20 protein-coding genes are annotated in these 22,206 nt (G+C 72.1%); 8 read left to right on the top strand and 12 right to left on the bottom strand.

Features of this window, described 5'->3' with window-relative positions; genetic code table 11:
* Nucleotides 1-15 precede the first annotated feature (15 nt).
* A complete protein-coding gene (locus tag ABD340_RS31300) occupies nt 16-1,098 on the bottom strand; it encodes a sensor histidine kinase (protein ID WP_344593852.1) in 1,083 nt (360 codons plus the stop codon).
* A gap of 641 nt (nt 1,099-1,739) precedes the next feature.
* Between ABD340_RS31300 and ABD340_RS31295 the strand changes: the two genes are divergently transcribed.
* Nucleotides 1,740-3,089 (top strand): serine/threonine-protein kinase, encoded by a 1,350-nt coding sequence (locus ABD340_RS31295; RefSeq protein WP_344593851.1) that lies wholly within the window; start codon nt 1,740-1,742, stop codon nt 3,087-3,089.
* Nucleotides 3,090-3,122: 33 nt separating this feature from the next.
* Here the strand turns inward: ABD340_RS31295 and ABD340_RS31290 are convergent, their stop codons facing one another.
* Nucleotides 3,123-4,238, bottom strand: a complete 1,116-nt coding sequence (locus ABD340_RS31290; protein WP_344593850.1) for a PP2C family protein-serine/threonine phosphatase — start codon at nt 4,236-4,238, stop codon at nt 3,123-3,125.
* Nucleotides 4,239-4,435: 197 nt separating this feature from the next.
* On the opposite strand from ABD340_RS31290, the gene ABD340_RS31285 reads away from it, so the two are divergent.
* Nucleotides 4,436-4,630, top strand: coding sequence for a hypothetical protein (locus ABD340_RS31285; RefSeq protein WP_344593848.1), 195 nt, complete (start codon nt 4,436-4,438; stop codon nt 4,628-4,630).
* An 11-nt stretch (nt 4,631-4,641) separates the two neighbouring features.
* On the opposite strand, the gene ABD340_RS31280 is transcribed toward ABD340_RS31285, so the two are convergent.
* The 7 genes from ABD340_RS31280 to ABD340_RS31250 all read right to left on the bottom strand — a co-directional run bounded on the left by ABD340_RS31280 (nt 4,642) and on the right by ABD340_RS31250 (nt 9,678).
* Entirely contained in the window at nt 4,642-5,103 is a 462-nt protein-coding gene (locus ABD340_RS31280) for a ribose-5-phosphate isomerase (RefSeq protein WP_344593846.1), read from the bottom strand.
* Nucleotides 5,104-5,171: 68 nt separating this feature from the next.
* Nucleotides 5,172-6,131, bottom strand: coding sequence for an ATP-binding protein (locus ABD340_RS31275; protein ID WP_344593844.1), 960 nt, complete (start codon nt 6,129-6,131; stop codon nt 5,172-5,174).
* Nucleotides 6,132-6,291: 160 nt separating this feature from the next.
* Nucleotides 6,292-7,062, bottom strand: a complete 771-nt coding sequence (locus ABD340_RS31270; RefSeq protein WP_344593842.1) for an energy-coupling factor ABC transporter ATP-binding protein — start codon at nt 7,060-7,062, stop codon at nt 6,292-6,294.
* The gene (gene cbiQ / locus ABD340_RS31265) at nt 7,059-7,823 is read right to left on the bottom strand and encodes a cobalt ECF transporter T component CbiQ (RefSeq protein ID WP_344593840.1); all 765 of its coding nucleotides are present in this window, start codon (nt 7,821-7,823) and stop codon (nt 7,059-7,061) included. The genes ABD340_RS31270 and cbiQ overlap by 4 nt, the downstream gene beginning before the upstream one ends.
* Nucleotides 7,824-8,174: a PDGLE domain-containing protein gene (locus ABD340_RS31260; protein WP_344593839.1), complete on the bottom strand. Its 351-nt coding sequence runs from the start codon at nt 8,172-8,174 to the stop codon at nt 7,824-7,826.
* Nucleotides 8,171-8,911, bottom strand: coding sequence for an energy-coupling factor ABC transporter permease (locus ABD340_RS31255; protein ID WP_344593837.1), 741 nt, complete (start codon nt 8,909-8,911; stop codon nt 8,171-8,173). The genes ABD340_RS31260 and ABD340_RS31255 overlap by 4 nt, the downstream gene beginning before the upstream one ends.
* 140 nt (nt 8,912-9,051) lie before the next feature.
* Nucleotides 9,052-9,678 (bottom strand): mycothiol-dependent nitroreductase Rv2466c family protein, encoded by a 627-nt coding sequence (locus tag ABD340_RS31250; RefSeq protein WP_344593835.1) that lies wholly within the window; start codon nt 9,676-9,678, stop codon nt 9,052-9,054.
* A gap of 152 nt (nt 9,679-9,830) precedes the next feature.
* Here ABD340_RS31250 and pepN point away from each other — a divergent pair, with 152 nt between their 5' ends.
* From pepN to ABD340_RS31235, 3 genes are all read left to right on the top strand, one after another.
* Entirely contained in the window at nt 9,831-12,371 is a 2,541-nt protein-coding gene (pepN, locus tag ABD340_RS31245; protein ID WP_344593833.1) for an aminopeptidase N, read from the top strand.
* Between the two features lie 79 nt (nt 12,372-12,450).
* The gene (locus tag ABD340_RS31240) at nt 12,451-13,446 is read left to right on the top strand and encodes a hypothetical protein (protein ID WP_344593831.1); all 996 of its coding nucleotides are present in this window, start codon (nt 12,451-12,453) and stop codon (nt 13,444-13,446) included.
* 97 nt (nt 13,447-13,543) lie between these two features.
* Complete coding sequence (locus ABD340_RS31235) at nt 13,544-14,386, top strand: hypothetical protein (RefSeq protein ID WP_344593829.1); 843 nt, start codon at nt 13,544-13,546, stop codon at nt 14,384-14,386.
* Here the strand turns inward: ABD340_RS31235 and malQ are convergent.
* Together malQ and ABD340_RS31225 are read right to left on the bottom strand one after the other, a co-directional pair.
* Nucleotides 14,355-16,511: a 4-alpha-glucanotransferase gene (gene malQ / locus ABD340_RS31230; RefSeq protein WP_344593827.1), complete on the bottom strand. Its 2,157-nt coding sequence runs from the start codon at nt 16,509-16,511 to the stop codon at nt 14,355-14,357. The genes ABD340_RS31235 and malQ overlap by 32 nt on opposite strands.
* 84 nt (nt 16,512-16,595) lie before the next feature.
* A complete protein-coding gene (locus ABD340_RS31225) occupies nt 16,596-17,993 on the bottom strand; it encodes an amidase (RefSeq protein WP_344593882.1) in 1,398 nt (465 codons plus the stop codon).
* A 245-nt stretch (nt 17,994-18,238) separates the two neighbouring features.
* Between ABD340_RS31225 and ABD340_RS31220 the strand changes: the two genes are divergently transcribed.
* From ABD340_RS31220 to ABD340_RS31210, 3 genes are all read left to right on the top strand, one after another.
* Nucleotides 18,239-19,030 carry a nuclease-related domain-containing protein gene (locus tag ABD340_RS31220; protein ID WP_344593826.1) on the top strand — a complete coding sequence of 264 codons (792 nt, stop codon included), beginning with the start codon at nt 18,239-18,241 and terminating at the stop codon, nt 19,028-19,030.
* Nucleotides 19,031-19,250: 220 nt separating this feature from the next.
* Nucleotides 19,251-21,098, top strand: a complete 1,848-nt coding sequence (gene ilvD / locus ABD340_RS31215; protein ID WP_344593824.1) for a dihydroxy-acid dehydratase — start codon at nt 19,251-19,253, stop codon at nt 21,096-21,098.
* A gap of 257 nt (nt 21,099-21,355) precedes the next feature.
* Entirely contained in the window at nt 21,356-21,712 is a 357-nt protein-coding gene (locus tag ABD340_RS31210; RefSeq protein ID WP_344593823.1) for a hypothetical protein, read from the top strand.
* Nucleotides 21,713-21,952: 240 nt separating this feature from the next.
* On the opposite strand, the gene ABD340_RS31205 is transcribed toward ABD340_RS31210, so the two are convergent.
* The gene (locus ABD340_RS31205; RefSeq protein WP_344593821.1) at nt 21,953-22,168 is read right to left on the bottom strand and encodes an FmdB family zinc ribbon protein; all 216 of its coding nucleotides are present in this window, start codon (nt 22,166-22,168) and stop codon (nt 21,953-21,955) included.
* Nucleotides 22,169-22,206: the final 38 nt, after the last annotated feature.

Raw genomic sequence — 22,206 nt, 5'->3', positions numbered from 1 at the left:
TCCGCAGAACACACCCTAGCGGCCGGGCCCGGACGGAGATCCGGCGAGGGGCGCGGTCTTGGCCAGGGGCAGGCGCAGGACGAGCCGCGCGCCAGCGGGGCAGTCGCCGACGAAGAGCGAGCCGCCGTGCGCGATCGCGATGTCGCGGGAGATCGGCAGGCCCAGTCCGGTGCCGCCGGTGTCGCGGTGGGCCCCTTGGGCCAGCCGCTGGAACCGCTGGAAGACCCGTTCCCGCTCCTCGGGCGGGATGCCCGGGCCGTCGTCGGCGACCATCAGCAGAGCGCGCTCGCCGTCGCTTCCGACGGCCACCCGCACCCAGGAGAACGCGTGCCGTTCGGCGTTGTCGAGCAGGTTGGTCAGCAGCCGGACCAGATGGCTGCCGACGCCGGAGACGATCACGCCCTCGTCGGTCTCCAGCTCGATCGGCACCCGGGCCCGGTCGGCCCGCCGCGCGACCTCGGCGCGCACCAGGCCGCCCAGGTCGATCGGCTCCCGGTCGCCGAGCACCCCGGCCTCCAGCCTGGCCATGGTCAGCAGGTCCTGGATGATCCGCTGCAGCCGGTCGGCGTCGCTCAGCGCGGCCTGCGCCACCTTCGGCCAGTCCTCGTCCTCGGGATGCTCCAGGGCGAGCTCCAGCTGCATGCGCAGGCCGGTGAGCGGGCTGCGCAGCTCGTGCGACGCGTCGGCGACCCAGGCCCGGTTCCGCTCGGCCAGCCGCTCGAGGCGCTCCAGGGTCAGGTTCACGGACTTGGCCAGCTCGGTGATCTCGTCATGCCGCTGCGGCACGGTCACCCTGTTGCCGCCGGGGCGCTCGGAGAGCGCGCGGAGCTCGGCGCTCATCGTGCGGACCGGCCGCAACGCGCGCTTGACCGCGCGCCAGACGACGCACGCCAGCAGGGGCAGGCCCAGCAACGGGATCACGATCGTCGCCCACACCAACGCGACGTCGACCCAGCCGATGTGCTTGAACGGGCCTGCGGCGTAGACCGCCACGATGCCCAGCACCAGCAGGAATCCGGCCATGGCGGTGGCCAGGGCGGTCAGCCGCGTCCGCATCGACCAGTGCGATGGAACCCGGCGCATGACCGGTTGAGACATTCCGGCGCCCTCCCCCCGGGTCGCGCGCGGCCGCCGTTCGCCACGCCGGTTCCGCACCTGGGGGTGCGCGGATTGGAGTTCGTCTACCTTTCCTAGAGCTTGTTGTAACCCTCCCATTGCCGACGAAACCCAGGTCAGGCCATGGATGGCTGCTCCGGCGGATAGTCCGGACAACTCCCCGGAGCCTTCGGGGCACGGTGTGGCCGGGGAGGGGGAGGAGCCGCCGGTGACCGGGACGGGCCGTGCCGTCGCCGCCCCGGTCACCGGGACGATCCCCGCCGTAAGAGCGCCCCGAACGGCGGGCGGTGCCATCGTGCTCCAGATTCCCAACTAAGTCAACTTGTTAGATAGGAAATCGGCAAAGACCGATGCCCGCGCGGAACGGTGCCTCCCACCCCTGGGGTACCGACCGCGCGGACATCGCCTTCGGTGCCGCCAACCGCCTGCCCCGCGCGCCGAGGAGGATCCGACGGAGCCGGGCGGTTGCCGAACTGGAGATAACTCTGCCCTGTCCGAATGCCATCGGGGCTACATCGAGGTGACGAACACGTTTCCTGCAATCTGTGTTCATACGGCACCATACTGTGCACATGATCGGGGGCTGGGCGGACTGAAGTGACAGAAGGGGACGAGGGGTCAGCATGGACGGGCACGTGGCCGATTCCCCGGCGTACGACGTGCGCCCGCTGGAGGCGGGCGACCCGCGGACGGTGGGCGGCTACTCCCTGCTCGGCCGGATCGGCGCCGGCGGGATGGGAACGGTCTACCTCGCGCACCCGCCGGACTGCGACGGCGGCCGCGTCGCGGTCAAGACCATCCACCCGCATCTCGCCCTGGACTCGGCCTTCCGGCAGCGTTTCCGGGACGAGGCGGTCCTGGCCGGCCGGGTCGCCTCGTTCTGCACGGCCCGGGTCCTGGCGCACGGCGAGGAGGACGGCCGCCCCTACATCGTCAGCGAGTACGTCGGCGGGATGTCGCTGCAGCACCGGATCACCGCCGGCGGGCCGCTGCCGGGCGGGGAGGTGCACGGCGTCGCGGTGGGCGTGGTGTCGGCGCTGGCCGCGATCCACGCCGCCGGGCTGGTGCACCGCGACCTCAAGCCCGCCAACGTGATGCTCACCCTGTCCGGCTGCCGCGTGATCGACTTCGGGATCGCCCGCTCCCAGGACGCCCCCGGCACCCTCACCTCCACCGGAACCGTCCTGGGCACCCCCGGGTGGATGGCCCCCGAGGTGCTCGGCGGCGGGTACGCCACCCCGGCGGCCGACGTCTTCACCTGGGGATGCCTGATCGCCTACGCGGGGACCGGCCGGATGCCGTTCGGCGAGGGCGAGCCCGCCGCCGTCGCGCTGCGCGTGATGCGCGAGGAGCCCGATCTCGGCGGGCTGCCCGCCGCGCTGCTGCCCGGGGTGCGGTCCGCGCTGGCCAAGAAGCCGGGCCACCGGCCGGCCGCGGCCGATCTGCTGCTCGCGCTGGTCGAGCAGACCGAACCTCCGCTGCCCGCGCTCCGCCGCGCGAACGGGCGGCGCGAGACCAGGCGCGAGACCGGCAGGGAGGCCAGGAAGGAGGCCAAGAGGGCCGCCAGGACGGCCGTCCAGCCGGTCATCGCGCCGGACCCGGCGGCCCCCGGCGGGGACGACGAGGGCCCCGACACGGCGGCCTTCACCGTGATCGGGCATGTCGGAGCGCGCTCGACGACCCGGGTCCGCCTGCTCGCCGCCGCCGGGGTGGCCGCGGCGGCGCTCCTGGCCGGGGGCCTCATCGCCGGCCTGGCGGCCGGCCAGGACCACGGGACCGTCCCGGCGTCCTCGACCTCGGCGACGCCGCCGGTCCCCGTCACCGACGCCTCGCGCGGGCCGGCGCCGCACGTGGGGCCGGACCAGCCCCGTCCGTCCAAGCGGGCGCCCGCCCAGCGGGAGCGGTCCGGCGGCCAGAAAGGCAAGGGCGGCACCAAGGACGGCGGAAAGAACAAGGGCCGCGGCGGCGGCTGACGCCGGTCCGCGCGCTCGGGGGCTGGCGGCGCGTCAGGTGCGCCAGATGAGGACGAGGGCGCAGTCGTCGTCGCGGGCGGCGGCCATCGTCTGGACCAGTTCCCTGGCACCCTTGCGGAAGCCCTCGGGGACGAGCCGCTCGGCCTCCCCCAGCAGCCGGTCGATCCCGGCGTCCAGGTCCTGGCCGGGCGATTCCACCAGGCCGTCGGTGTAGAGCATGAGCGCGTCGCCGGGAAGGAGCCGGCCGTGCTCGGGCACGCAGCGCAGGTCGGGCACCACGCCCAGCACCACGCCCTTGGCCGTGCTGACCCGCCAGGTCCCCGTGTTCGCCTCGAACTGCACGGCGGGCGGGTGGCCCGCCGACTCGATCGTGTACTCGCCGGTCTTGAGGTCGAGCACCAGGTGCACGGCCGTGACGAAGCCCTCGTCCCAGCGCTGCCGCTGCAGATAGGTGTTGCAGGCGGGCAGGAAGTGCTCCGGCTGGAGCGATCCAAGCAGCCCACCGAACGCACCGGACAGCATCAGCGCCCGGGTCCCGGCGTCGGTGCCCTTTCCGGACACGTCCACCAGCGCGACCTCCAGCGTCTCACCGTCGCAGGACGACACCACGAAGTCGCCGCCGAACGACGACCCGCCCGCCTGCAGCAGCACGACCTGCGAGTCCCAGCCCTCCGGCAGTTCGGGCATCTCGCCCTGGTGGCGGAGCCGGTCGCGCAGGTCGAGCAGCATCGAGTCGCCGCGCAGGCCCTGCACGCCGAGCTTCTGGCGGGTGCGCGCCAGCGTGAGGGCGAGCACCGCGGTGACGCCCAGCGTGGCGATCATGCCGGGGCCGACGCCCCTGGGGTCCTTGAAGTCGTTGTAGACGACCATGGCCGCGACCACGCCGAGTAGCGCGACCAGGCTGCGCACCCTCAGCAGCAGGCCGCCGCCGAGCACGGTCAGGAACAGCGCGCTCAGCGGCGCGAAGTTCTGGGCGACCGGCGCGCTGAACCCGATCAGCAGGGTCAGCAGCGCGAGCGCGGTGAACACGTAGCGCTCGCGGGTCAGCTTGCCCCGCCGCAGCCACCTGTAAATCCGCACGAGCACGGGGATCCGGCGCAGGAAGGCGCGGACCCTCGGCGGGAGGAGGTGGACCAGACGTTGCAGCATGACTCCGGCACTGTATCGAGCATCCGCCCCAACCGGCGCCCATCCGCGCCACTGATCACCGGTTGCAACGCTCCAGGTTGGCGCCATGCCCCCACAACCCGGGCATTGATCACGCTGTGTGACATTTCCCTCTTCGCTCTTGCCGGCGACCGGGGTGCATGCGGTCCAATGAACGTTCCGAGTCGAGGGAGGGCGCGATGGGCCAGCCGGGCATGCGGATCACGGTGGACGCGGCGATGCGGGCGCGGGACGTCTCGCGGCCCCGCCCGGACGGCGAGGAGCCCCCGCCGCCCAGGCCCGCGGCCGAGCCCGAACCGGGCAGGCGCGGCAAGGCCGCCAAGAACGAGCGCCGCCGCCTCGACAAGCGCGGCGCCCGCAAGCCCGCCCCGTGACGTGACCCCGCCTACTCCGGGACGGTGCCGGTCCGCTCGTAGTCGCCGAGCATGTCGATCCGGCGGGTGTGCCGCGGCTCCTTGGAGTACGGCGTCTCCAGGAACAGCCGGACGAACTCCGTCGCGGTGTCGAGGTCGTGCTGGCGGGCGCCGACGCTGATCACGTTGGCGTCGTTGTGCTCGCGGGCGAGCCTGGCGGTCTCCTGGCTCCAGACCAGCGCGGCCCGGGCGCCCTTGACCTTGTTGGCGGCCATCGCCTCGCCGTTGCCCGAGCCGCCGATCACGATGCCGAGGGTGCCGGGCTCGGCGACGGTGCGCTCGGCGGCCCGCAGCACGTACGGCGGGTAGTCGTCGGCGGCGTCGTACTCCAGCGCCCCGCAGTCGACCGGCTCGTGCCCGTTCGCCTTCAGCCAGGCGACCAGGTGTTCCTTCAGCTCGAAGCCGGCATGATCGGTACCAAGAAAGACGCGCATGCCCGCGATTGTCCCAGCCCCGCCCGCCGGCCGCGGCCCCGGGGCGGGCGGGACGGCCCGGCCCGCGGTCAGCCCGCGATCGGGACGGGGAAGCGGAAGCCGTGGTCGACCTGGGCCTCCAGGTCCTCGCCGACGGCCCGGTTGGCCCAGCTTCGCGCGTTCTTGACGTGGAACTCCACCGCCTGCCGCCGGAACCTGTCCCAGTCGCGCTCGCGGGCGTCCAGCGCCTCGCGCATCCGCGCCAGGGCGTCGTCGTTGGCGGCCTCCAGCGGGACGTCGCCGCGCCCCTGCTCCAGGGCCCGCACGGCGGCGGACTGGCGGAGCCAGGTCAGCAGGTCGTCGCCGACGTGCTCGCGCAGGTAGGCGACGTCGTCATCGCCCTGCACCTTGTTGCCGACGACGGTGATGGCGACGTCGTAGTCGCGGGCGTAGTCGGTGTACTGGCGGTAGACCCCGACGCCCTTGCGGGTGGGCTCGGCGACCAGGAACATCAGGTCGAACCGGGTGAACAGCCCGGAGGCGAAGGTGTCGGCGCCGGCGGTCATGTCGACGACGACGTACTCGCCCGGGCCGTCGACGAGGTGGTTGAGGTAGAGCTCGACCGCGCCGGTCTTGGAGTGGTAGCAGGCCACGCCGAGGTCGTCGTCGTTGAACGGGCCGGTGGCCAGCAGCCGGACGACGCCCGCGCCCGCCTCGACGTCCCGGCCGAGGGCGTGGACGGGGTCGTCGCCGCCCGGCCGCAGCAACCGGGAGCCGGCGCCGGGCGGGGTGGTCTTGACCATGGCGGCGGCGGAGGAGATCCGCGGGTTCTCGCCGCGCAGGTACTCCTTGATCTCCGGCAGCCGGTCGCCCATCGCGGGGATCGCGGCGGCCCGCTCGTCGTCGAGCCCGAGCGCCGCGCCCAGATGCTGGTTGATGTCGGCGTCGATGGCCACCACCGGCAGCCCCCGCGCGGCCAGGTGCCGGATGAACAGCGACGACAGGGTGGTCTTGCCGCTGCCGCCCTTGCCGACGAACGCAACCTTCACGAATGCCTCGATTCGGATATGAAAACCGTTGCCATTTCAGGGAGCCGAGTCTCCCCGACCGGCCTGGCGGAGGCAAGCCGAATCCCCGAACTCCCCCGAGGGGGGCAGCGGGGGATGGCCGTGAAGGGCAGGCCGGCGACGTCGGGCCGGCGCGGGCGGGTCAGCCGCGGGAGCGCGCCGCCGCGGCCGGGTCGAACCCGAACGGCAGCTCCAGCCGGTGCTCGGCGAGCAGGCCGGAGTCGCCCAGCAGGTCGAGCGTCGGCGCGTCGGCGGCGATCACCCCGCCGGACAGGATCAGCGCGCGCGGGCACAGCTCGGCCGCGTACGGCAGGTCATGGGTGACCATCAGAACGGTCACCTCCAGCCCCAGCAGGATCTCCGCCAGCTCGCGGCGGCCGGCCGGGTCCAGGTTGGACGACGGCTCGTCCAGCACCAGGATCTCCGGCTCCATCGCCAGCACCGTCGCGACCGCGACCCGGCGGCGCTGGCCGAAGCTGAGGTGCTGCGGCGGCCGGTCGGCGACCTCCAGCATGCCGACGCGGCCGAGCGCGCCCTCCACCCGGCGGTCCAGCTCGGCACCGCGCAGGCCCAGGTTGGCCGGGCCGAACGCGACGTCCTCGCGGACCGTCGGCATGAACAGCTGGTCGTCGGGGTCCTGGAACACGATCCCGACCCGGCGGCGGATCTCCCGCAGCGCCTTCTTGTCCTTGGGGTCGACGGGCATCCCGCCGACCCGGACGGTTCCAAGGCCGCCGTGCAGGATGCCGTTGAGGTGCAGGACAAGGGTGGTCTTGCCCGCGCCGTTGGGGCCGAGCAGCGCCACCCGCTCCCCCTTGCCGATGGAGACGTCCACGCCATAGAGCGCCTGGGTGCCGTCGGGATAGGCGTACGCGAGCCCTTGCACCTCCAGGGACGGAGTCACGGCGCTCATGGCACCGTCCAGGCGGCCAGCGCGACCAGCCCCGCCGCCAAGGGCAGCGCGAAGGCGGCGGACCACTGCGCCATCGAGGCGCCGACATCGTGCAGGACGGGCATGCGCCCGTCGTACCCGCGGCTCACCATCGCCAGGTGCACCCGCTCGCCGCGCTCGTACGACCGCAGGAAGAGGGCGCCCAGCGACCGGGCGAGCACCCCCGCGTCCCGCAGGTCGCGGGCCTCGAAGCCGCGGGCGGCCCGGGCCACCCGCATCCGGCGCAGCTCGGCGGCGACCACGTCGCCGTACCGCAGCATGAACGCCGCGATCTGCGTGATCAGCTGCGGCATCCGCAGCCGCTCGATCCCTAGCAGCAGCAGGCGCGGCTCGGTGGTCGCGGCCAGCAGCACCGACGCCACCACGCCGAGGGTGCCCTTGGCCAGGATGTTCCAGGCGCCCCACAGGCCGCTCTCGCTCAGCCGCAGCCCCAGGACGGCGACCTTCTCCCCGGACGCGACGAACGGCATCGCCAGCGCGAACGCCACGAACGGCACCTCGATCACCGTGCGCCGCAGCACCAGTCCGTACGGGATCCCGGCCACGGCGGCGACGGCGGCCAGCAGCACCGCGTACACCGCGAACGCCCAGATCCGCTCGCGCGGTGTCGCCACCACGACCAGCACGAACGCCAGGAGGGCGACCAGCTTGCACTGCGGCGGCAGCCGGTGCACGGGCGAGCCCCCGGGCACGTAGAGCCGGTGCGCGTGGCCTGCGCCCATCTAGGCGTCCCGCGAGGCTTCGGCGCGTTCCCTCTCGGCCGCGCCTCCACTCCCGGACGGCTCGTCGCGGCGGCGCAGCACCCAGAAGAGCCCCCCGCCCACGGCCAGCACGGCGGCGACACCGATCACGCCGGACAGCCCGCCCGACAGCCGGGCGTTGTCGATGCCCCTGACGCCGTAGTCGCCCAGCGGGGAGTCCTTGAGCGCGTGGTCCTTCTCCTCCGCGTTGATCCCCTTGTCGCCGGCGACCTTCTCCAGGCCGTCGGGATGGGAGCTGGCGTAGTAGCTGACGATCCCCGCCAGGACGAGCGTGAGCAGCAGGGCGGCGGCGAAGAAGCGCTTGGTGGTCATGACCGTCCCTCCGCGGGCTCAGCGGACGTCGAGGCGGGTTCCCGGGCCGGGGCGCCGGTCCGGAGCGTCACGGGCTTGATCAGGTCGCGCGCCCCGTACGCCAGGTCGGGCCGGACGGCCAGCACGCTGGACACGGCGAACCCGGTGATCAGGCCCTCGCCGATCCCGATCAGGACGTGCACCCCGACCATCGCGGCGGCGACCGTGCCGACCGGCACGTCGGTCGTGCCGCCGATGGCGTAGAGCAGCGTGAAGGCCAGGGCGGAGGCGGGCACCGACACCGCGGCGGCGGCGAACGCCGCTCCGCTCGCCGCGGGCCGCGTCTTGGGCAGCACCCTCAGCAGCAGCCGGAACAGGCCGTACCCGACCGGGACGGTGACCAGGCCCATCACGGTGATGTTGACCCCGAGCGCGGTGAGGCCGCCGTCGGCGAACAGCAGCGACTGCAGGAGCAGCACCACCGACACGCACAGGACGCCCGCGTACGGCCCGACCAGGATCGCCGCCAGCGCGCCGCCGAGCAGATGCCCGCTGGTGCCGGACGCGACCGGGAAGTTGAGCATCTGCGCCGCGAACACGAAGGCGGCGGTCAGCCCGGCCAGCGGCGCGGTGCGGTCGTCCAGCTCGCGGCGGGCGCCGCGGAGCGAGACGGCCACGCCCGCCACGGCCACGGCACCCGCCGCCACCGAGACCGGGGCGTCGATGAATCCGTCCGGCACGTGCACGATCATCACCATCCAGCCGGTGTGTACGAATTAGACCAGTGTGATGGCAGGATGGTCGCAACTGCAAGATGTTCGCAATAGAAAGCCCGGTGGCGGCCCGCCGGTGCCCGCGGCCGCGGGGGCGCCGCCCCGGGCTCGGCCGCGTCCTCTTCTCAGTCGAAAATCGGGGCGCGGTCGCGGGTTCTCTTCAACTCGAAGAAACCATCGGTACTCGCGACCGCCAGGACGCCGTCCCACAGCTTGACGGCGGCCTCGCCGCGCGGGATCGGGGTGACGACCGGGCCGAAGAAGGCGCTGCCCTCGACCTCGATCACCGGGGTGCCGACCTCCTGGCCCACCCGGTCGATGCCGTCCTTGTGCGAGGCCCGCAGCGCCTCGTCGTAGTCCTCGGAGTCGGCGGCGTCGGCCAGGGCGGGGTCCAGGCCCGCGGCCTCCAGGGCGGCGGCGAAAGTGGCCTTCTCCCTCGGGAGCTTGTCATGGTGGAACCGGTTGCCGAGCTCGGTGTAGAGCGCGCCCAGCACCTCGGGGCCATATTTCTGTTCGGCGGCGATGCATACGCGCACCGCACCCCAGGCGCTCGCCAGCATCTTGCGGTAGTTCTCAGGGATGTCCTTGTCCTCGTTGAGAACGGCCAGGCTCATCACGTGCCAGCGCGGCTCGATCGGCCGCAGCGCGGCCACCTCGTGCACCCAGCGCGAGGTGATCCAGGCCCACGGGCACAGGGGGTCGAACCAGAAGTCGACGGGGGTGCGGATCTCGGGGGACGACTCGGAAGACATGACAGCCTCCTCAGACCATTCACGGACAACTCCTATGCGCCAACCCCCCGCCGGACGCCCCCATTCCCGCAGGAACGCGCCACCGGGCCCCAAGCGGCGACCCGATTGGTAGACATGGAACGACAGCATTCAGGACGGCCAAGGGAGAACATGTGGCAGGCAACCTCACGCGCGACGAGGCGCGGGAACGGGCCCGGCTGCTCACCGTCGACTCGTACGAGGTCGACCTCGACCTCACCACGGGAGACGAGCGGTTCGCGTCCACCACCGTGATCAGGTTCGGCTGCGCCGAGCCGGGCGCGGCGACCTTCGTGGACCTGCACGGCGCCGAGGTACGGGAGGCCACCCTCAACGGGACCGCGCTCGACCCCGCGAGCTACGACGCCGACAAGGGCCGCATCCCACTGCCGTCCCTGGCCGCGTCCAACGAGCTGCGCGTGGTGGCCGACTGCGCCTACTCCCGTTCCGGCGAGGGGCTGCACCGGTTCGTCGACCCGGTCGACCAGAGCGTGTACCTCTACACGCAGTTCGAGACCGCCGACGCGCACCGGATGTACACCTGCTTCGACCAGCCCGACCTGAAGGCGACCTTCGAGCTGCGCGTCACCTCGCCCCAGGGCTGGAAGGTGGTCACCAACGAGGCGTTCGACGTCAACGGCGTCCGCACCGGCACCTGGCACTTCCCGCCCACGCCGAAGATCTCGACCTACATCACCGCGCTGATCGCCGGGCCGTACCACGAGGTCCTGGACGAGTACCGGCGGGCCGACGGCGGCACCATCCCGCTGGGGGTGTACTGCAGGGCGTCCCTGGCCGAGCACCTCGACGCCGACGCGATCGTGGACGTGACCCGGCAGGGCTTCGCGTTCTTCGAGGACGTCTTCGACCGCCCGTACCCGTTCAGCAAGTACGACCAGCTGTTCGTGCCGGAGTTCAACGCGGGCGCGATGGAGAACGCCGGCGCGGTCACCTTCCTGGAGGACTACGTCTTCCGGTCCCGGGTCACGGACGCGGCCTACGAGCGCCGCGCCGAGACGATCCTGCACGAGATGGCGCACATGTGGTTCGGTGACCTGGTCACCATGCGCTGGTGGGACGACCTGTGGCTGAACGAGTCGTTCGCCACCTACATGAGCGTGCTGTGCCAGGCCGACGCCACCAAGTGGACCGGATCCTGGACGACGTTCGCCAACCTGATGAAGGCGTGGGCGTACCGGCAGGACCAGCTGCCCTCGACCCACCCGATCTCGGCCGACATCCCCGACATCCGGGCGGTGGAGGTCAACTTCGACGGGATCACCTACGCCAAGGGCGCCAGCGTGCTCAAGCAGCTGGTGGCCTATGTCGGGCGCGACAACTTCCTGGAGGGCGTGCGGCGCTACTTCGGGCGGCACGCGTGGGGCAACACCGTCCTGACCGACCTGCTGGACGCGCTGGAGGAGACCTCGGGCCGCGACCTGACGGCCTGGTCGAAGGAGTGGCTGGAGACGGCGGGCGTCAACACCCTGCGGCCCGCCTACGAGGTGGACGCGGACGGGAACTTCACCTCGTTCGCCGTGCTGCAGGAGGCCAAGCCCGAGTACCCGACGCTGCGCTCGCACCGGATCGCGATCGGCCTGTACGACCGCACGCGGGACGGGATCGTCCGGCGCGAGCGGGTCGAGCTGGACATCGTCGGGGCGCGCACCGAGGTGCCCGAGCTGTCCGGGGTGAAGCGGCCCGACCTGGTGCTGGTGAACGACGACGACCTCACCTACTCCAAGATCCGTCTGGACGGGCACTCGCTGCGCACGCTCGTCGAGGGGATCGGCGACATCCGGGACGGGCTGCCGAGGGCGTTGTGCTGGTCGGCGGCCTGGGACATGACGCGGGACGCCGAGATGGCCACCCGCGACTACATCAAGCTGGTCATCAGCGGCATCCGCGGCGTGACCGACATCTCGGTGGCGCAGACGCTGCTGCGGCAGGCCCGTACGGCCGTCCAGCAGTACGCCGCCCCGGAGTGGCGCGAGGAGGGGCTGCGCCTGATGGCCGACGCCCTGCGCGAGCTGGCCGAGGAGGCCGAGGCGGGCTCTGACTTCCAGCTCGCCTACGTGCAGGCGCTGGCGGCGTCCGCCACCACCGGCGGCCACCTCGACCTGCTGGCCGGCCTGCTGGACGGCTCGAAGGAGCTGGCGGGGCTCAAGGTCGACACCGACCTGCGCTGGGCGCTGCTGCGCCGCCTGGTGGTCAACGGGCGCGCGGGCGAGGCGGAGATCGCGGCCGAGGCGGAGCGCGACCCGACCGCGGCGGGCGAGCGGCACGCCGCGGCCTGCCGGGCCGCCGTCCCGACCGCCGCCGCCAAGGACGCCGCCTGGACGGCGATCGTGGGCGGTGAGCTGCCGAACGCGGTGTTCCGGGCGACGCTGGGCGGGTTCGTGGAGCCCGACCAGGCCGAGCTGCTGGTGCCGTACGCGGACCGCTACTTCGCCGAGGTCGGCCGGATCTGGGCGGAGTGGAGCAGCGACATGTCGCAGACGTTCGCCGAGGTCGCCTACCCGTTCCTGGTCGTGGAGCAGTCGACGATCGACCGGACCGAGGCCTACATCGCCGAGCACAGCCCGCCGCCCGCCCTGAACCGGCTGCTGTCGGAGGGCCGGGACGGCGTCTCCCGCGCCCTGCGCGCCCGCCGCAAGGACGCCGAGTCCGCGTAGCGAGGTTCGGCCGCGCGGCCGGTCCATGGGGCCGGCCGCGCGGCCGTCGGCGGTGTTGGCTCAGTAGAAGTGGGTGGGTGTGGAGACGGCACGGGACGTTCTGAAGGCACTGGCGCGCCGGCACGCGTTCGGGGACATCGAGGCGCTCGTCGGGGGCGGCGCGCCGCTGGTCGCGGAGGCGGCGCCGGTGCGGGCGCTGTGCGCGTTCGGGCAGCGGGTCCTGGACCTGGACGCCGAGGACTTCGGCATGCCGGAGGAGGTCGGCGAGGTCCCCAAGGACCTGCTCGACCGCGCCCGCGCCAGCCGGATGCCGCAGGCGCCCAGGGAACGTCCGCGCGGCGCGCTGGCGAGCCTGCGCCCGGCGTACGCGCTGCTGCTGGAGGTCATCGAGATCCGCTGGCGGCGGCGGGAGATGGCGGCGCTGGTCGCGGCGGTGCACATCGCCAGCGAGTACCTGGCGCTGCTGGCCTGGGAGCCGGTCCTCGGCCACGCGGGCGATCCGGCGCTGCTGGGCGAGTCGGTGTCGGGGCCGGGCAGCCGGTTCGGGGTGCCGCTGGAGCCGGGGGCCGCGCGCGACTGCGACCACACCCGTCCGGAACGGTCGGCGTGCGAGCGCACGCTGCGGGTCGCCGCCGAGCCTCCGTCGGGCTGGCGGGCCTACCTGGACCGGCAGCACAGCCAGGTGGCGCAGGCCCTCGGCGACTGCGCGGCGCGCTGCCGCACGCCGTGCACGGTGATGTCCCGGCTGGACGAGGGCGTGCGCGCCGACCTGGTGGGGCGCTGCAAGCTCGCCGCCGAGTTCACCGACGGCGCGCTGGTGAAGCTGCGGCACGCGGCGCCGGTCGGGCACGGCTTCGGGGTGCCGTCCCCGGAGGAGGTGCAGGGCGCCTGGGCGCGGGCGCTCGCGTCGCTGCGGCGGCAGCCGCTCGGCGAGGCCGCGCTGGCCGGCGCCGATCACGACCCGTACCCGCTGCCCGGCCTGCCGGGGCTGTTCTCCGCGATCGCCGCGGTCGAGATCGTCCCGGACACCCTGCTCGACGAGGTCTCCACCCGCCTCACCGCCGCCCTCTCCTGAACGATCTTCCGGCCCGCCGGAATTCGGCGAAACGGACGATCGCCGTCACGCGTCTCAGTGCCTACGCACCGCTCCCGATGAGGAAAGGGGACGATCCGTGATGGTGGACCGTTCCGAAACAAAGCAGGCGTTCGACGGCAAGGCGGCGTTCGACGAGAAGCGGGCCGGCGCCGGAAGGCCGTTCGGCCCCGAGGAGCAGCAGGAGGTCCTCCAGGAGATCGTCGACGGCCTCCGGTCCGCGCTGCCCCCGGGCTGGGCCAAGGCGCGGTTCCGGTGGATGGCGCTGGCCGGGGCCGGGTCCCAGACCTCGCTGACCGTGTTCGACCAGGACGGGAACAGCCCGGCGGTGAACCCGCCGTCCCAGCTCGGCGGGCCGTGCGGACGGCTGAAGCACGGGATGCACCGGCCGGGGACGGGCACGTGGATCTCCATGTCGCTCGAGCTCACCTCCGACGGGGCCGTCGACGCGGAGTTCAACCACGACGAGGAGCCCGAGGACACCTTCGGCTTCGTGCCCGAGCACTTCCGCAAGGAGCTCGTGGCGTACCCGCGCGACCCCGAACACGTTCCGAACTGGTGGCAGGAGATCCTCGACGCGGTTCCCAATTTCTACATGGGCGTGCACGCCGAGCCGGGCGAGCGGTACCGGGGCGAGATCGGGCCCGACCTGGGCGAGGTCGCCATGGCGTTCGAAAAGGCCGGCTGGACGGTCGGACCGGGCGAGTTCGCGCGCGAGTTCCGGTTCTCCACCGACTGGACCGCCCTGGAGACCCTGACCAACTTCGGGCTCGTCCGGATGGCCGGGAGGGTCGAACCGGCCGACTGGGACCGGCTGATCGGGTTCTTCCATGAGCAGGGCTGGAACTTCGGCGCCACCCTTTACGACGGGGACATCGTCATCAAGGAAGTCAAGGCCCGTCGTCAGGAGCGCGAGGCGTAAAGGTCCTGAGCGGGGCCAGAGTGGTCTCCAGCCGGGGGGCGCCGGGGAGGTCTTCCAAGAGGACGGGCTCCCCGTCGGCGTCGGCCAGGGTGATCCGCCAGTTCGGGTACTCGTCGGTGGTGCCGGGCTGGTTCTGCGTGCGCCGCTCCCCCACGGCGTCCGCCAGGGAGATTCCTATGAGGCGGGCCGGTGTGCGTACGAGGAAGGCGTGGAGCGCTGTGGCGACCTCTGCGTCGTATCGGGTCGAGCCACCGCCGGGGCCGTCGCCCGTGACGGCCTCCAGGATTTCGGCGGGCGGGGCGGTGAGCAGCCCTTCGTCGTGAAGGAGATGCAGCCAGTCGGCCAGTTTCCTGCGGTGGTCGTCCAACTCCTCCTCCGCCGGACGGGTGAGCAGGTCGAGCCGCTCACGCAACTCGACGTGGTCGCCGTGCAGGAACCCCGTGACGGGCGGCATGTCGTGGGTGCCGACGGTGGCCAGCGACATCTCGCGCCACTCCTCGGGCCTGCGCGGACGGCCTTCGGCGTCCCGTTCGAACCACAGGAGCGAGGTGCCCAGGATGCCCCTGTCGGCCAGGTCGTCCCTGACATCGGGCTCGACCGTCCCCAGGTCCTCCCCCACCACCACTGCCCCGGCCTGCGCCGCTTCCCAGACGAGGGTGGAGAGCATGGCTTCGCGGTCGTAGGCCACGTAGGTGCCCTCGGCCGGGGAGCCGCCCTCGGGCACCCACCACAGCCGGGATACCTGCATGGCGTGGTCGAGCCGGAGTCCCCCGCCGTGGCGCAGGGCGGCGGCGAGCATCCCCCTGAACGGCAGGTACGCGGCCTCGGCGAGACGGCCCGGATGCCAGGGCGGCTGGCCCCAGTCCTGGCCGCGCTGGTTGAACCCGTCCGGGGGCGCCCCCACGCTCATGCCGGGCGCGAACATGGGCCGGTACATCCAGGCGTCGGCCCCGCCTGGGTGGACGCCCACGGCCAGGTCGTGCACGATGCCGATCGGCATGCCGGACGCGCGGGCGGCCGTCTGCGCCTCCGCGAGTTGCTCGTCGAGTTGCCATTGCAGCCAGGCGTGGAACTCGACGCGGTCGGCCAGGCGCTTGGCCGCGAACGCCACGGCCGGGTTCTCCGCGTCGCGCAGTTCGGCGGGCCAGCGCCGCCAGTCGGCGCCGTGCTCCTCACTCAGGGCGCTCCACGTGGCGAACGCCGTCAGCGGCGCGCCTTCACGGTGGCGGTACCACTCGTAGGCACGCTGCCGCTCAGGGCTGCGCGGCAGTGCGTAGAGGGCTTCGAGGGCCTCCCGCTTGGCGTCCCATACGACGTCGCGGTCGAGATGCCTGGAAGCGCCGTCCCGCGCCCTTGCCGCGAGGGCGGAGAGCCGTTCCCGCTCCTTGGCGGGGAGCGCCGCATACTCCGGTACGTCCTCGACCCTCAGGTAGAGGGGGCTGGCGAAACGGCGACTCATCGGCGAATAGGGGGACGGGCCTACGGGCGTGACAGGTTCGGTCGCGTGCAAGGGATTGACCAGGATGAACCCTGCGCCGAGGTCCCTTCCGCTCCAAGAGGCCAGGTCCGCCAGGTCGTGCAGGTCGCCCATACCCCACGACTCTTTCGAGCGGACGGAGTAGATCTGGGCCGTAAACCCCCATGCCTTCTGCGGAGGCTGGAGGCGTTCGGGGGTCAGGAGCAGGGGCGTGCTCTCCTCCCGCCACTGGCCACGGACGCGAACCCGCACCCGATGCCAGCCCTCTGGGACGCCCTGAGGCAGGTGGTACTGCTTGAACAGCCCTTCCGGTGTGCGGACGCTCGTGCCGTGCAGTTCGACGGTGCCGCCGGTGGCCACGTCCAGCCACACCTCGGCCGTCCCGCGCGCGCTCCACGGAATCCGGATCGCCCCGGGACGTCCCGCCCGCTGGAAGAGGATCGGGGGCAGTAACCGGGCGCGCCGCTCCTCTTCCAACCGGGCCGACGTCTCCCGGACGGCCGCGGGCGACGAGACGTCCGCGCCCAACGCGGTGAGCACCGCCCTGAGGGTGTCGTCGGGCACCTCGATGCCCTGGCCGCGCCAGTCGGTGTAGTGGGTCGCCACGCGATGCGCCCGGGCCAGCTTGTTCAGTCCTGCGTCAGCCACGCTCTGACCCCGCCCTCGAGTCGCTACACCTGAGGCTCTGTCAAGGCTCTGTCACTTACCTCGTTCCCGCGCCCACCCCGGTCATCACTCGTTCCAGATGGGAGGCTTGCGGCCGATCCAGGGCCGGGCCTCTTCGAGCTGGGCGGACAGGGAGATGAGCGTGGCCTCCCCTCCCAGCCGGCCCGCGAGCATCACGCCGATGGGCAGACCGTCCGCGTTCCAGTACAGCGGCACGTTCACCGCGGGCTGGCCGGAGACGTTGTACGGCGCGCAGAACGGCGTGAAGTACGTCTGCCGCCGGAAGTTCTCCTCGGGCTCCTGATCGTGGAAGTAGCCGATGGGCACGGGGGGCTGGGCCAGGGTCGGGTGCAGGATCGCGTCGAACTCGTTCATCACCGGGAACGCGTCGCGCAGGGCCGCCTGCAGCATCGCGTGCGCGCCGAACACCTGCGGCGCGCTGGTCGCGTTCCCGCGCTCGCGCAGCCACCGGGTGAGGGGCAGCAGGAGGTGCTCCCGCTCGGGCTCGACCGGGGTGATGGTGGCCATGACGCCCCAGAGCGTCTCGAAGAGCGGCACGAGGTCGGGCCCCAGCACCTGGGGCAGCTCGACGATCTCGTGGCCCAGCTCCTCGAGGAGAGCGGAGGCCGCCTCGTAGGCGGCGACGCAGTCGGGGTGGACCTCGGCCCCCGGCACCACCGGCTCGCGGCTGCGAGCGATCCGCAGACGGCCCGGCGGACGTTCGGCGGCCCCGAGGTAGGTCCCCTCGGTGGGAGGCGCCAGATAGAGGTCTCCGGGCATCGGACGGGCCATCACGTCCAGCAGGAGGGCCGCGTCCCGGACCGTGCGCGCGATCGGCCCGTTGGTCGCCAGCCCGAACAGGTCCGGGACGACCGGCCCCGACGAGATCCGACCCCGGGTCGGCTTGATCCCGAACAGCCCGCAGACGCTGCTGGGGATGCGGATCGAGCCGCCGCCGTCGCTACCCTGCGCCACCGGTGCCAGCCCGCCGGCCACCGCCGCGGCCGCGCCGCCGCTGGAGCCGCCGGCGGACCGGCCGAGGTCCCAGGGCGTGCGGGCGGGGGGCGCCACGGCGTTTTCGGTGTAACAGGGCAGACCGAATTCGGGGGTCGAGGTCTTACCGAGAAGGACAGAGCCCGCTTCCCTCAGCAGTAGGACGACATTGTCGTCGGCGAAGCCGGACAGGCCGGTGAAGACCTCCGATCCGAGGGTCATCCGGACGCCGCTCACCATGTTGAGATCCTTGATCGGCACCGGCACGCCGAGCAGCGGCGGCAGATCGGCGGGATCGCCGGCCTCCAGCAGCCGTTTCTCCGCCCGCGCCGCGTCCTCCAGGGCACGTTCGGCGGTCACCGTCACATAGGCGCCGAGCCGGGGGTTCAGTCGCTCGATCCGGTCCAGGTAGTGCTCGGTCACCTCGACAGGGGACAGCTCACGGGAGCGTATCGCGGCGGCCAGCCGCATGGCGCTCAGATCGTGGGTATGGGTCTCACCGGTATGGGTCACATCGCGGAACGCTAGACGGCCGATGCCACGCCATCAAAGATGAGAGGAATGAGCACCGCCGTACCCGGGCACGGCAACATCCAACCGCGATGAACCGGCGACAAAAGTATTAACCCGACACGGCTAGTCCCCGAACGCGGAAATGATTACTCTGCGCACGGAGGATCATGTTTGCGGAGCGAAAGGAACACGGAGCGTCACTCATGGCGATCATGGAGCGGGGCAACTCACAGGAGGCGCGCGGGCAGCCTCAGCAGACCCCTGACGACGACGCCGGCGGCGGCCCGCCCGGCCGCGACGTGCTCAAAGACCCCCGGATCAAGCGCTGGCTGGTGCGCGGCGCGGTAGCGGTCGTGCTGTGCCTGGTGCTCGGCCTCGTCTTCACCCTGCGGATCGGGATCACCGTGGCGGTACTGGCCGTCATCGCCGACGTCGTCCGGCTCTCCCGCAAGGACTCCACGGTCCCCGCGTGGCAGAAGTCCTCGGCGGCCGAGCGGCGCACCGAGAAGCAACTGCGCTCGCTGGAGAAGGGCGGCTACCGCGTGCTGCACGCGCGCGCCGTCCCGCGCGACGACGAGGGCGTCAGCGACGGCCGAATCGACCACCTGGTCATCGGCCCGAGCGGCGTGTACGCCATCGACTCGGAGAAATGGGACAAGCGCCTGCCGGTGCGCACCCTCTCCCATCGCAAGCTCTTCCACGGCCCCTTCAACAAGAAGGAGCGGCTGGACGAGGCGCGCTGGGAGGCCGACCAGGCCAGCAAGATCATCGCAGGCCGGGTCGGGTTCGAGGTGCCGGTGCAGGCGTCGGTGGCCATCTACGGGCCGTCCATCCCGTGGAAGGTCATGCGGGTCCGCGACGTGGACGTCTACGCGGGCAACCGGGCGCGGGGCTACCTGCGCCGCCGTCCCAAGATCCTGACCGAGACCGACGTCCAGCGCATCTACCAGGCCGCGCAGAAAGCCCTCCCGCCCAAGTACCCCGACGCGGAATAGGGCCCCGGCTCAACGACGAGCCCCCAGCGACCGGCCCCCGAAGCCGGTGCAGTGAGGGGCACCTCGTCTCCCGGCGAGGTGCCGCTCCACTTCCCACATGAACGCCGGGACGGCGCACGTCCCGGCGTTTCGCGTTGATAGCATCGATCGATGAGCGCCGGCAGCGCCGCGATCCGCCGCTGAGCCCCGCTGAGCACGCCACAGGTTGGAGAAGTCCCAGATGCCCGCCCTCAGGTCACGTACGGTCACCCACGGCAGGAACATGGTGGGCGCGCGCGCCCTCATGCGGGCCAGCGGCGTAGCGGGGGAGGACTTCGGCAAGCCGATCGTGGCGGTCGCCAACAGCTTCACCCAGTTCGTGCCCGGCCACGTCCACCTGCGCGAGGTCGGCGACATGGTCGCGGCCGCCGTGCGCGAGGCCGGCGGCGTCCCCCGCGAGTTCAACACCATCGCCGTGGACGACGGCATCGCCATGGGCCACGGCGGCATGCTCTACTCGCTGCCGTCCCGCGAGCTGATCGCCGACGCCGTCGAGTACATGGTCAACGCGCACTGCGCGGACGCGCTGGTCTGCGTCTCCAATTGCGACAAGATCACTCCGGGGATGCTGATCGCCGCGATGCGGCTGAACATCCCGACCGTGTTCGTCTCCGGCGGCCCGATGGAGGCCGGCAAGCCGATCGAGGGCGTGCGGGACGGCAACAAGCTCGACCTGATCGACCCGATGATCGCCTCCGCGGACGCCTCGGTGTCCGACGAGACCCTGGCCGAGATGGAGGAGGCGGCCTGCCCGACCTGCGGGTCCTGCTCGGGCATGTTCACCGCCAACTCGATGAACTGCCTCACCGAGGCGATCGGCCTGGCCCTGCCGGGCAACGGCACCGTGCTGGCCACCCACGTCGCCCGCAAGAAGCTGTACGCCGACGCCGGCCGCACCGTCGTGGAGATCGCCAAGCGCTACTACGACCAGGACGACGAGTCCGTACTGCCGCTGAACATCGCCACCCGCGACGCGTTCGAGAACGCCATGGCCCTCGACATCGCGATGGGCGGCTCCACCAACACGATCCTGCACCTGCTGGCCGCCGCGCACGAGGGCGGCGTCGACTTCGGGCTCAAGGAGATCGACGAGCTGTCCCGCCGGGTGCCGTGCATCTGCAAACTGGCCCCGGCCACCGGCAAGTACCACGTCGAGGACTGCCACCGCGCCGGCGGCATCCCCGCGCTGCTGGCCGAACTCGACCGGGCCGAGTTGCTCAACCGCTCGGCCCACACGATCCACTCGGCGTCGCTGCCGGAGTTCCTGTCGGCCTGGGACGTGCGCTCCCCGGACGTGCTGCCCGAGGCGGTGGAGATGTACCACGCCGCGCCCGGCGGCGTCCGCACCACCCAGGCGTCCGGCCAGAACGCCCGCTGGGAGGCCCTCGACCTCGACCGCGAGGCCGGCTGCATCCGCGACGCCGAGCACGCCTACACCACCGACGGCGGCCTGGCCGTGCTGTACGGCAACATCGCCCCCGACGGCGCGATCGTGAAGACCGCCGGCGTCGAAGAGGAGCTGTGGACCTTCACCGGCCCGGCCGTGGTCTTCGAGAGCCAGGAAGACGCCGTCGAGGGCATCCTCGGCGACAAGGTCCGCGAGGGCGACGTCGTCGTGATCCGCTACGAGGGCCCCAAGGGCGGCCCCGGCATGCAGGAGATGCTCTACCCGACCAGCTTCCTCAAGGGCCGCGGCCTGGGCAAGGCCTGCGCGCTCATCACCGACGGCCGGTTCTCCGGCGGCACCAGCGGCCTGTCCATCGGCCACGCCTCCCCCGAGGCCGCCTCCGGCGGCGCCATCGCGCTGGTCGAGAACGGCGACCGGGTCGTCATCGACATCCCGCGCCGCACACTGGACCTGGACGTCACGCAGGAGGAACTGGCCGCCCGCCGCGAGAAGCTCCTGGCCGACCTGGGCGACTACCGTCCCCGCGACCGCCACCGCCCCGTCACCGCCGCCCTCCAGGCCTACGCCGCCATGACCACCTCAGCCTCCACAGGCGCCGCCCGCGACGTAACTCAGATTTAATTTGCTCGCGCGAGCTGCGCTCCTCGCCTGGCGGCTCGTCGCTTGTCGCGCAAGCGGCGAGCGCTGCATCGCTCCGCGATCAGCCGGATCTCGCCTTCGGCTTTGATCCGGCTGGCCTTCGGACGCGCTCGCAACGCCTAGGGTCCGTTCCGGCTGAGCAGGCGGGCTGAGGTCGTCGCGGAAGCATCGGCAACCGGCCTCAGCCCCGGAACGGGCTCGATAAGCTGAGGTGACGCCGCTTTATCCAAGGGGAACGCATGAGCCTCGGTGGCTCCGAGCAGCCGCTCATTCCGCAGCCGCCGGCTACCGTGACAGCGCTGCGCCAAGCGATCATGCAGGTCGCCCCGGCGGCGCTGCCCGCTTTTACCCGGGAACTGGACCAGGCTGCGGATGAAGCTCGCTTGGGGTCCGACCTCGGCCCTCTCCGGCGCTTTTCCGGGCAATGGGCGATCTACGTCCATATCCAGCGGCAACCGCACCTGGCGGCCCGGTTCCGTGAGCTCGAAGATCGCGCGCAGCACGGGGATGCAGACCAAGCTCGCGCGGCGGCAACGGAGCTGGGGCGCATCCTCGACGAAGCGCAGGCCGCCCTCTCCGAAGGCACGTCCTCTTGATCGCTCGATTACTCCCCGGATCACGCACATGTTGCAGGAGGCATCCCGGCCGCCGTGACCAAGGAGGTCGAGCGGCTCGCAGACCAGCTCGTCGAGCTCGCCGTGAGCTAGGCGAAGGACCCCGGTCGGTAGGCCTAAGGAGGATGAACGCCGCCAGCGGCTGGTTCTACTTCCTGGTGTCGCCGCACGACCAGCTGATCATCGTTGTGCGGATCATTCCGCCTTTCGGCGACCTGTGAGTCAGGAGCAGCAACCGCCGCCGCAGCAGCCTCCGCCGCCACCGGCGCTTGGCGGGGGTGTTGCGGCGCCGCGGCCGGTCACGGCGACCGTGGACAGCAGCTTGACGGTGTCGTCGTGGCCGTCGGGGCAGGCGGCGGGCGCGGACGCCTCGCTCATCGGACGCGACACCTCGAAGGTCGACCCGCAGGCACGACAGCGATAGTCATAACGTGGCACGCCTCCCAGGATATAGACCTGGCTGCCCGGTCAGCTAC

Source organism: Actinomadura vinacea (assembly GCF_039532545.1).
Classification (GTDB): Bacteria; Actinomycetota; Actinomycetes; order Streptosporangiales; family Streptosporangiaceae; genus Spirillospora; species Spirillospora vinacea.
Note: the sequence above shows the minus strand (reverse complement) of the source record. Positions and strands in the feature narration are given on the sequence as shown.

Bases quoted from the DNA above. Each gene is read 5' to 3' on its own strand.
- ABD340_RS31280 (WP_344593846.1), bottom strand. From the start codon at position 5,103: ATGCGCGTCTTTCTTGGTACCGATCATGCCGGCTTCGAGCTGAAGGAA.
- ABD340_RS31210 (WP_344593823.1), top strand. From the start codon at position 21,356: ATGAGCCTCGGTGGCTCCGAGCAGCCGCTCATTCCGCAGCCGCCGGCT.
- ilvD (WP_344593824.1), top strand. From the start codon at position 19,251: ATGCCCGCCCTCAGGTCACGTACGGTCACCCACGGCAGGAACATGGTG.
- ABD340_RS31300 (WP_344593852.1), bottom strand. From the start codon at position 1,098: ATGTCTCAACCGGTCATGCGCCGGGTTCCATCGCACTGGTCGATGCGG.
- ABD340_RS31285 (WP_344593848.1), top strand. From the start codon at position 4,436: ATGGGCCAGCCGGGCATGCGGATCACGGTGGACGCGGCGATGCGGGCG.
- cbiQ (WP_344593840.1), bottom strand. From the start codon at position 7,823: ATGGGCGCAGGCCACGCGCACCGGCTCTACGTGCCCGGGGGCTCGCCC.
- ABD340_RS31255 (WP_344593837.1), bottom strand. From the start codon at position 8,911: ATGGTGATGATCGTGCACGTGCCGGACGGATTCATCGACGCCCCGGTC.
- ABD340_RS31260 (WP_344593839.1), bottom strand. From the start codon at position 8,174: ATGACCACCAAGCGCTTCTTCGCCGCCGCCCTGCTGCTCACGCTCGTC.
- ABD340_RS31220 (WP_344593826.1), top strand. From the start codon at position 18,239: ATGGCGATCATGGAGCGGGGCAACTCACAGGAGGCGCGCGGGCAGCCT.
- ABD340_RS31225 (WP_344593882.1), bottom strand. From the start codon at position 17,993: ATGCGGCTGGCCGCCGCGATACGCTCCCGTGAGCTGTCCCCTGTCGAG.
- ABD340_RS31290 (WP_344593850.1), bottom strand. From the start codon at position 4,238: ATGCTGCAACGTCTGGTCCACCTCCTCCCGCCGAGGGTCCGCGCCTTC.
- ABD340_RS31250 (WP_344593835.1), bottom strand. From the start codon at position 9,678: ATGTCTTCCGAGTCGTCCCCCGAGATCCGCACCCCCGTCGACTTCTGG.
- ABD340_RS31270 (WP_344593842.1), bottom strand. From the start codon at position 7,062: ATGAGCGCCGTGACTCCGTCCCTGGAGGTGCAAGGGCTCGCGTACGCC.
- ABD340_RS31295 (WP_344593851.1), top strand. From the start codon at position 1,740: ATGGACGGGCACGTGGCCGATTCCCCGGCGTACGACGTGCGCCCGCTG.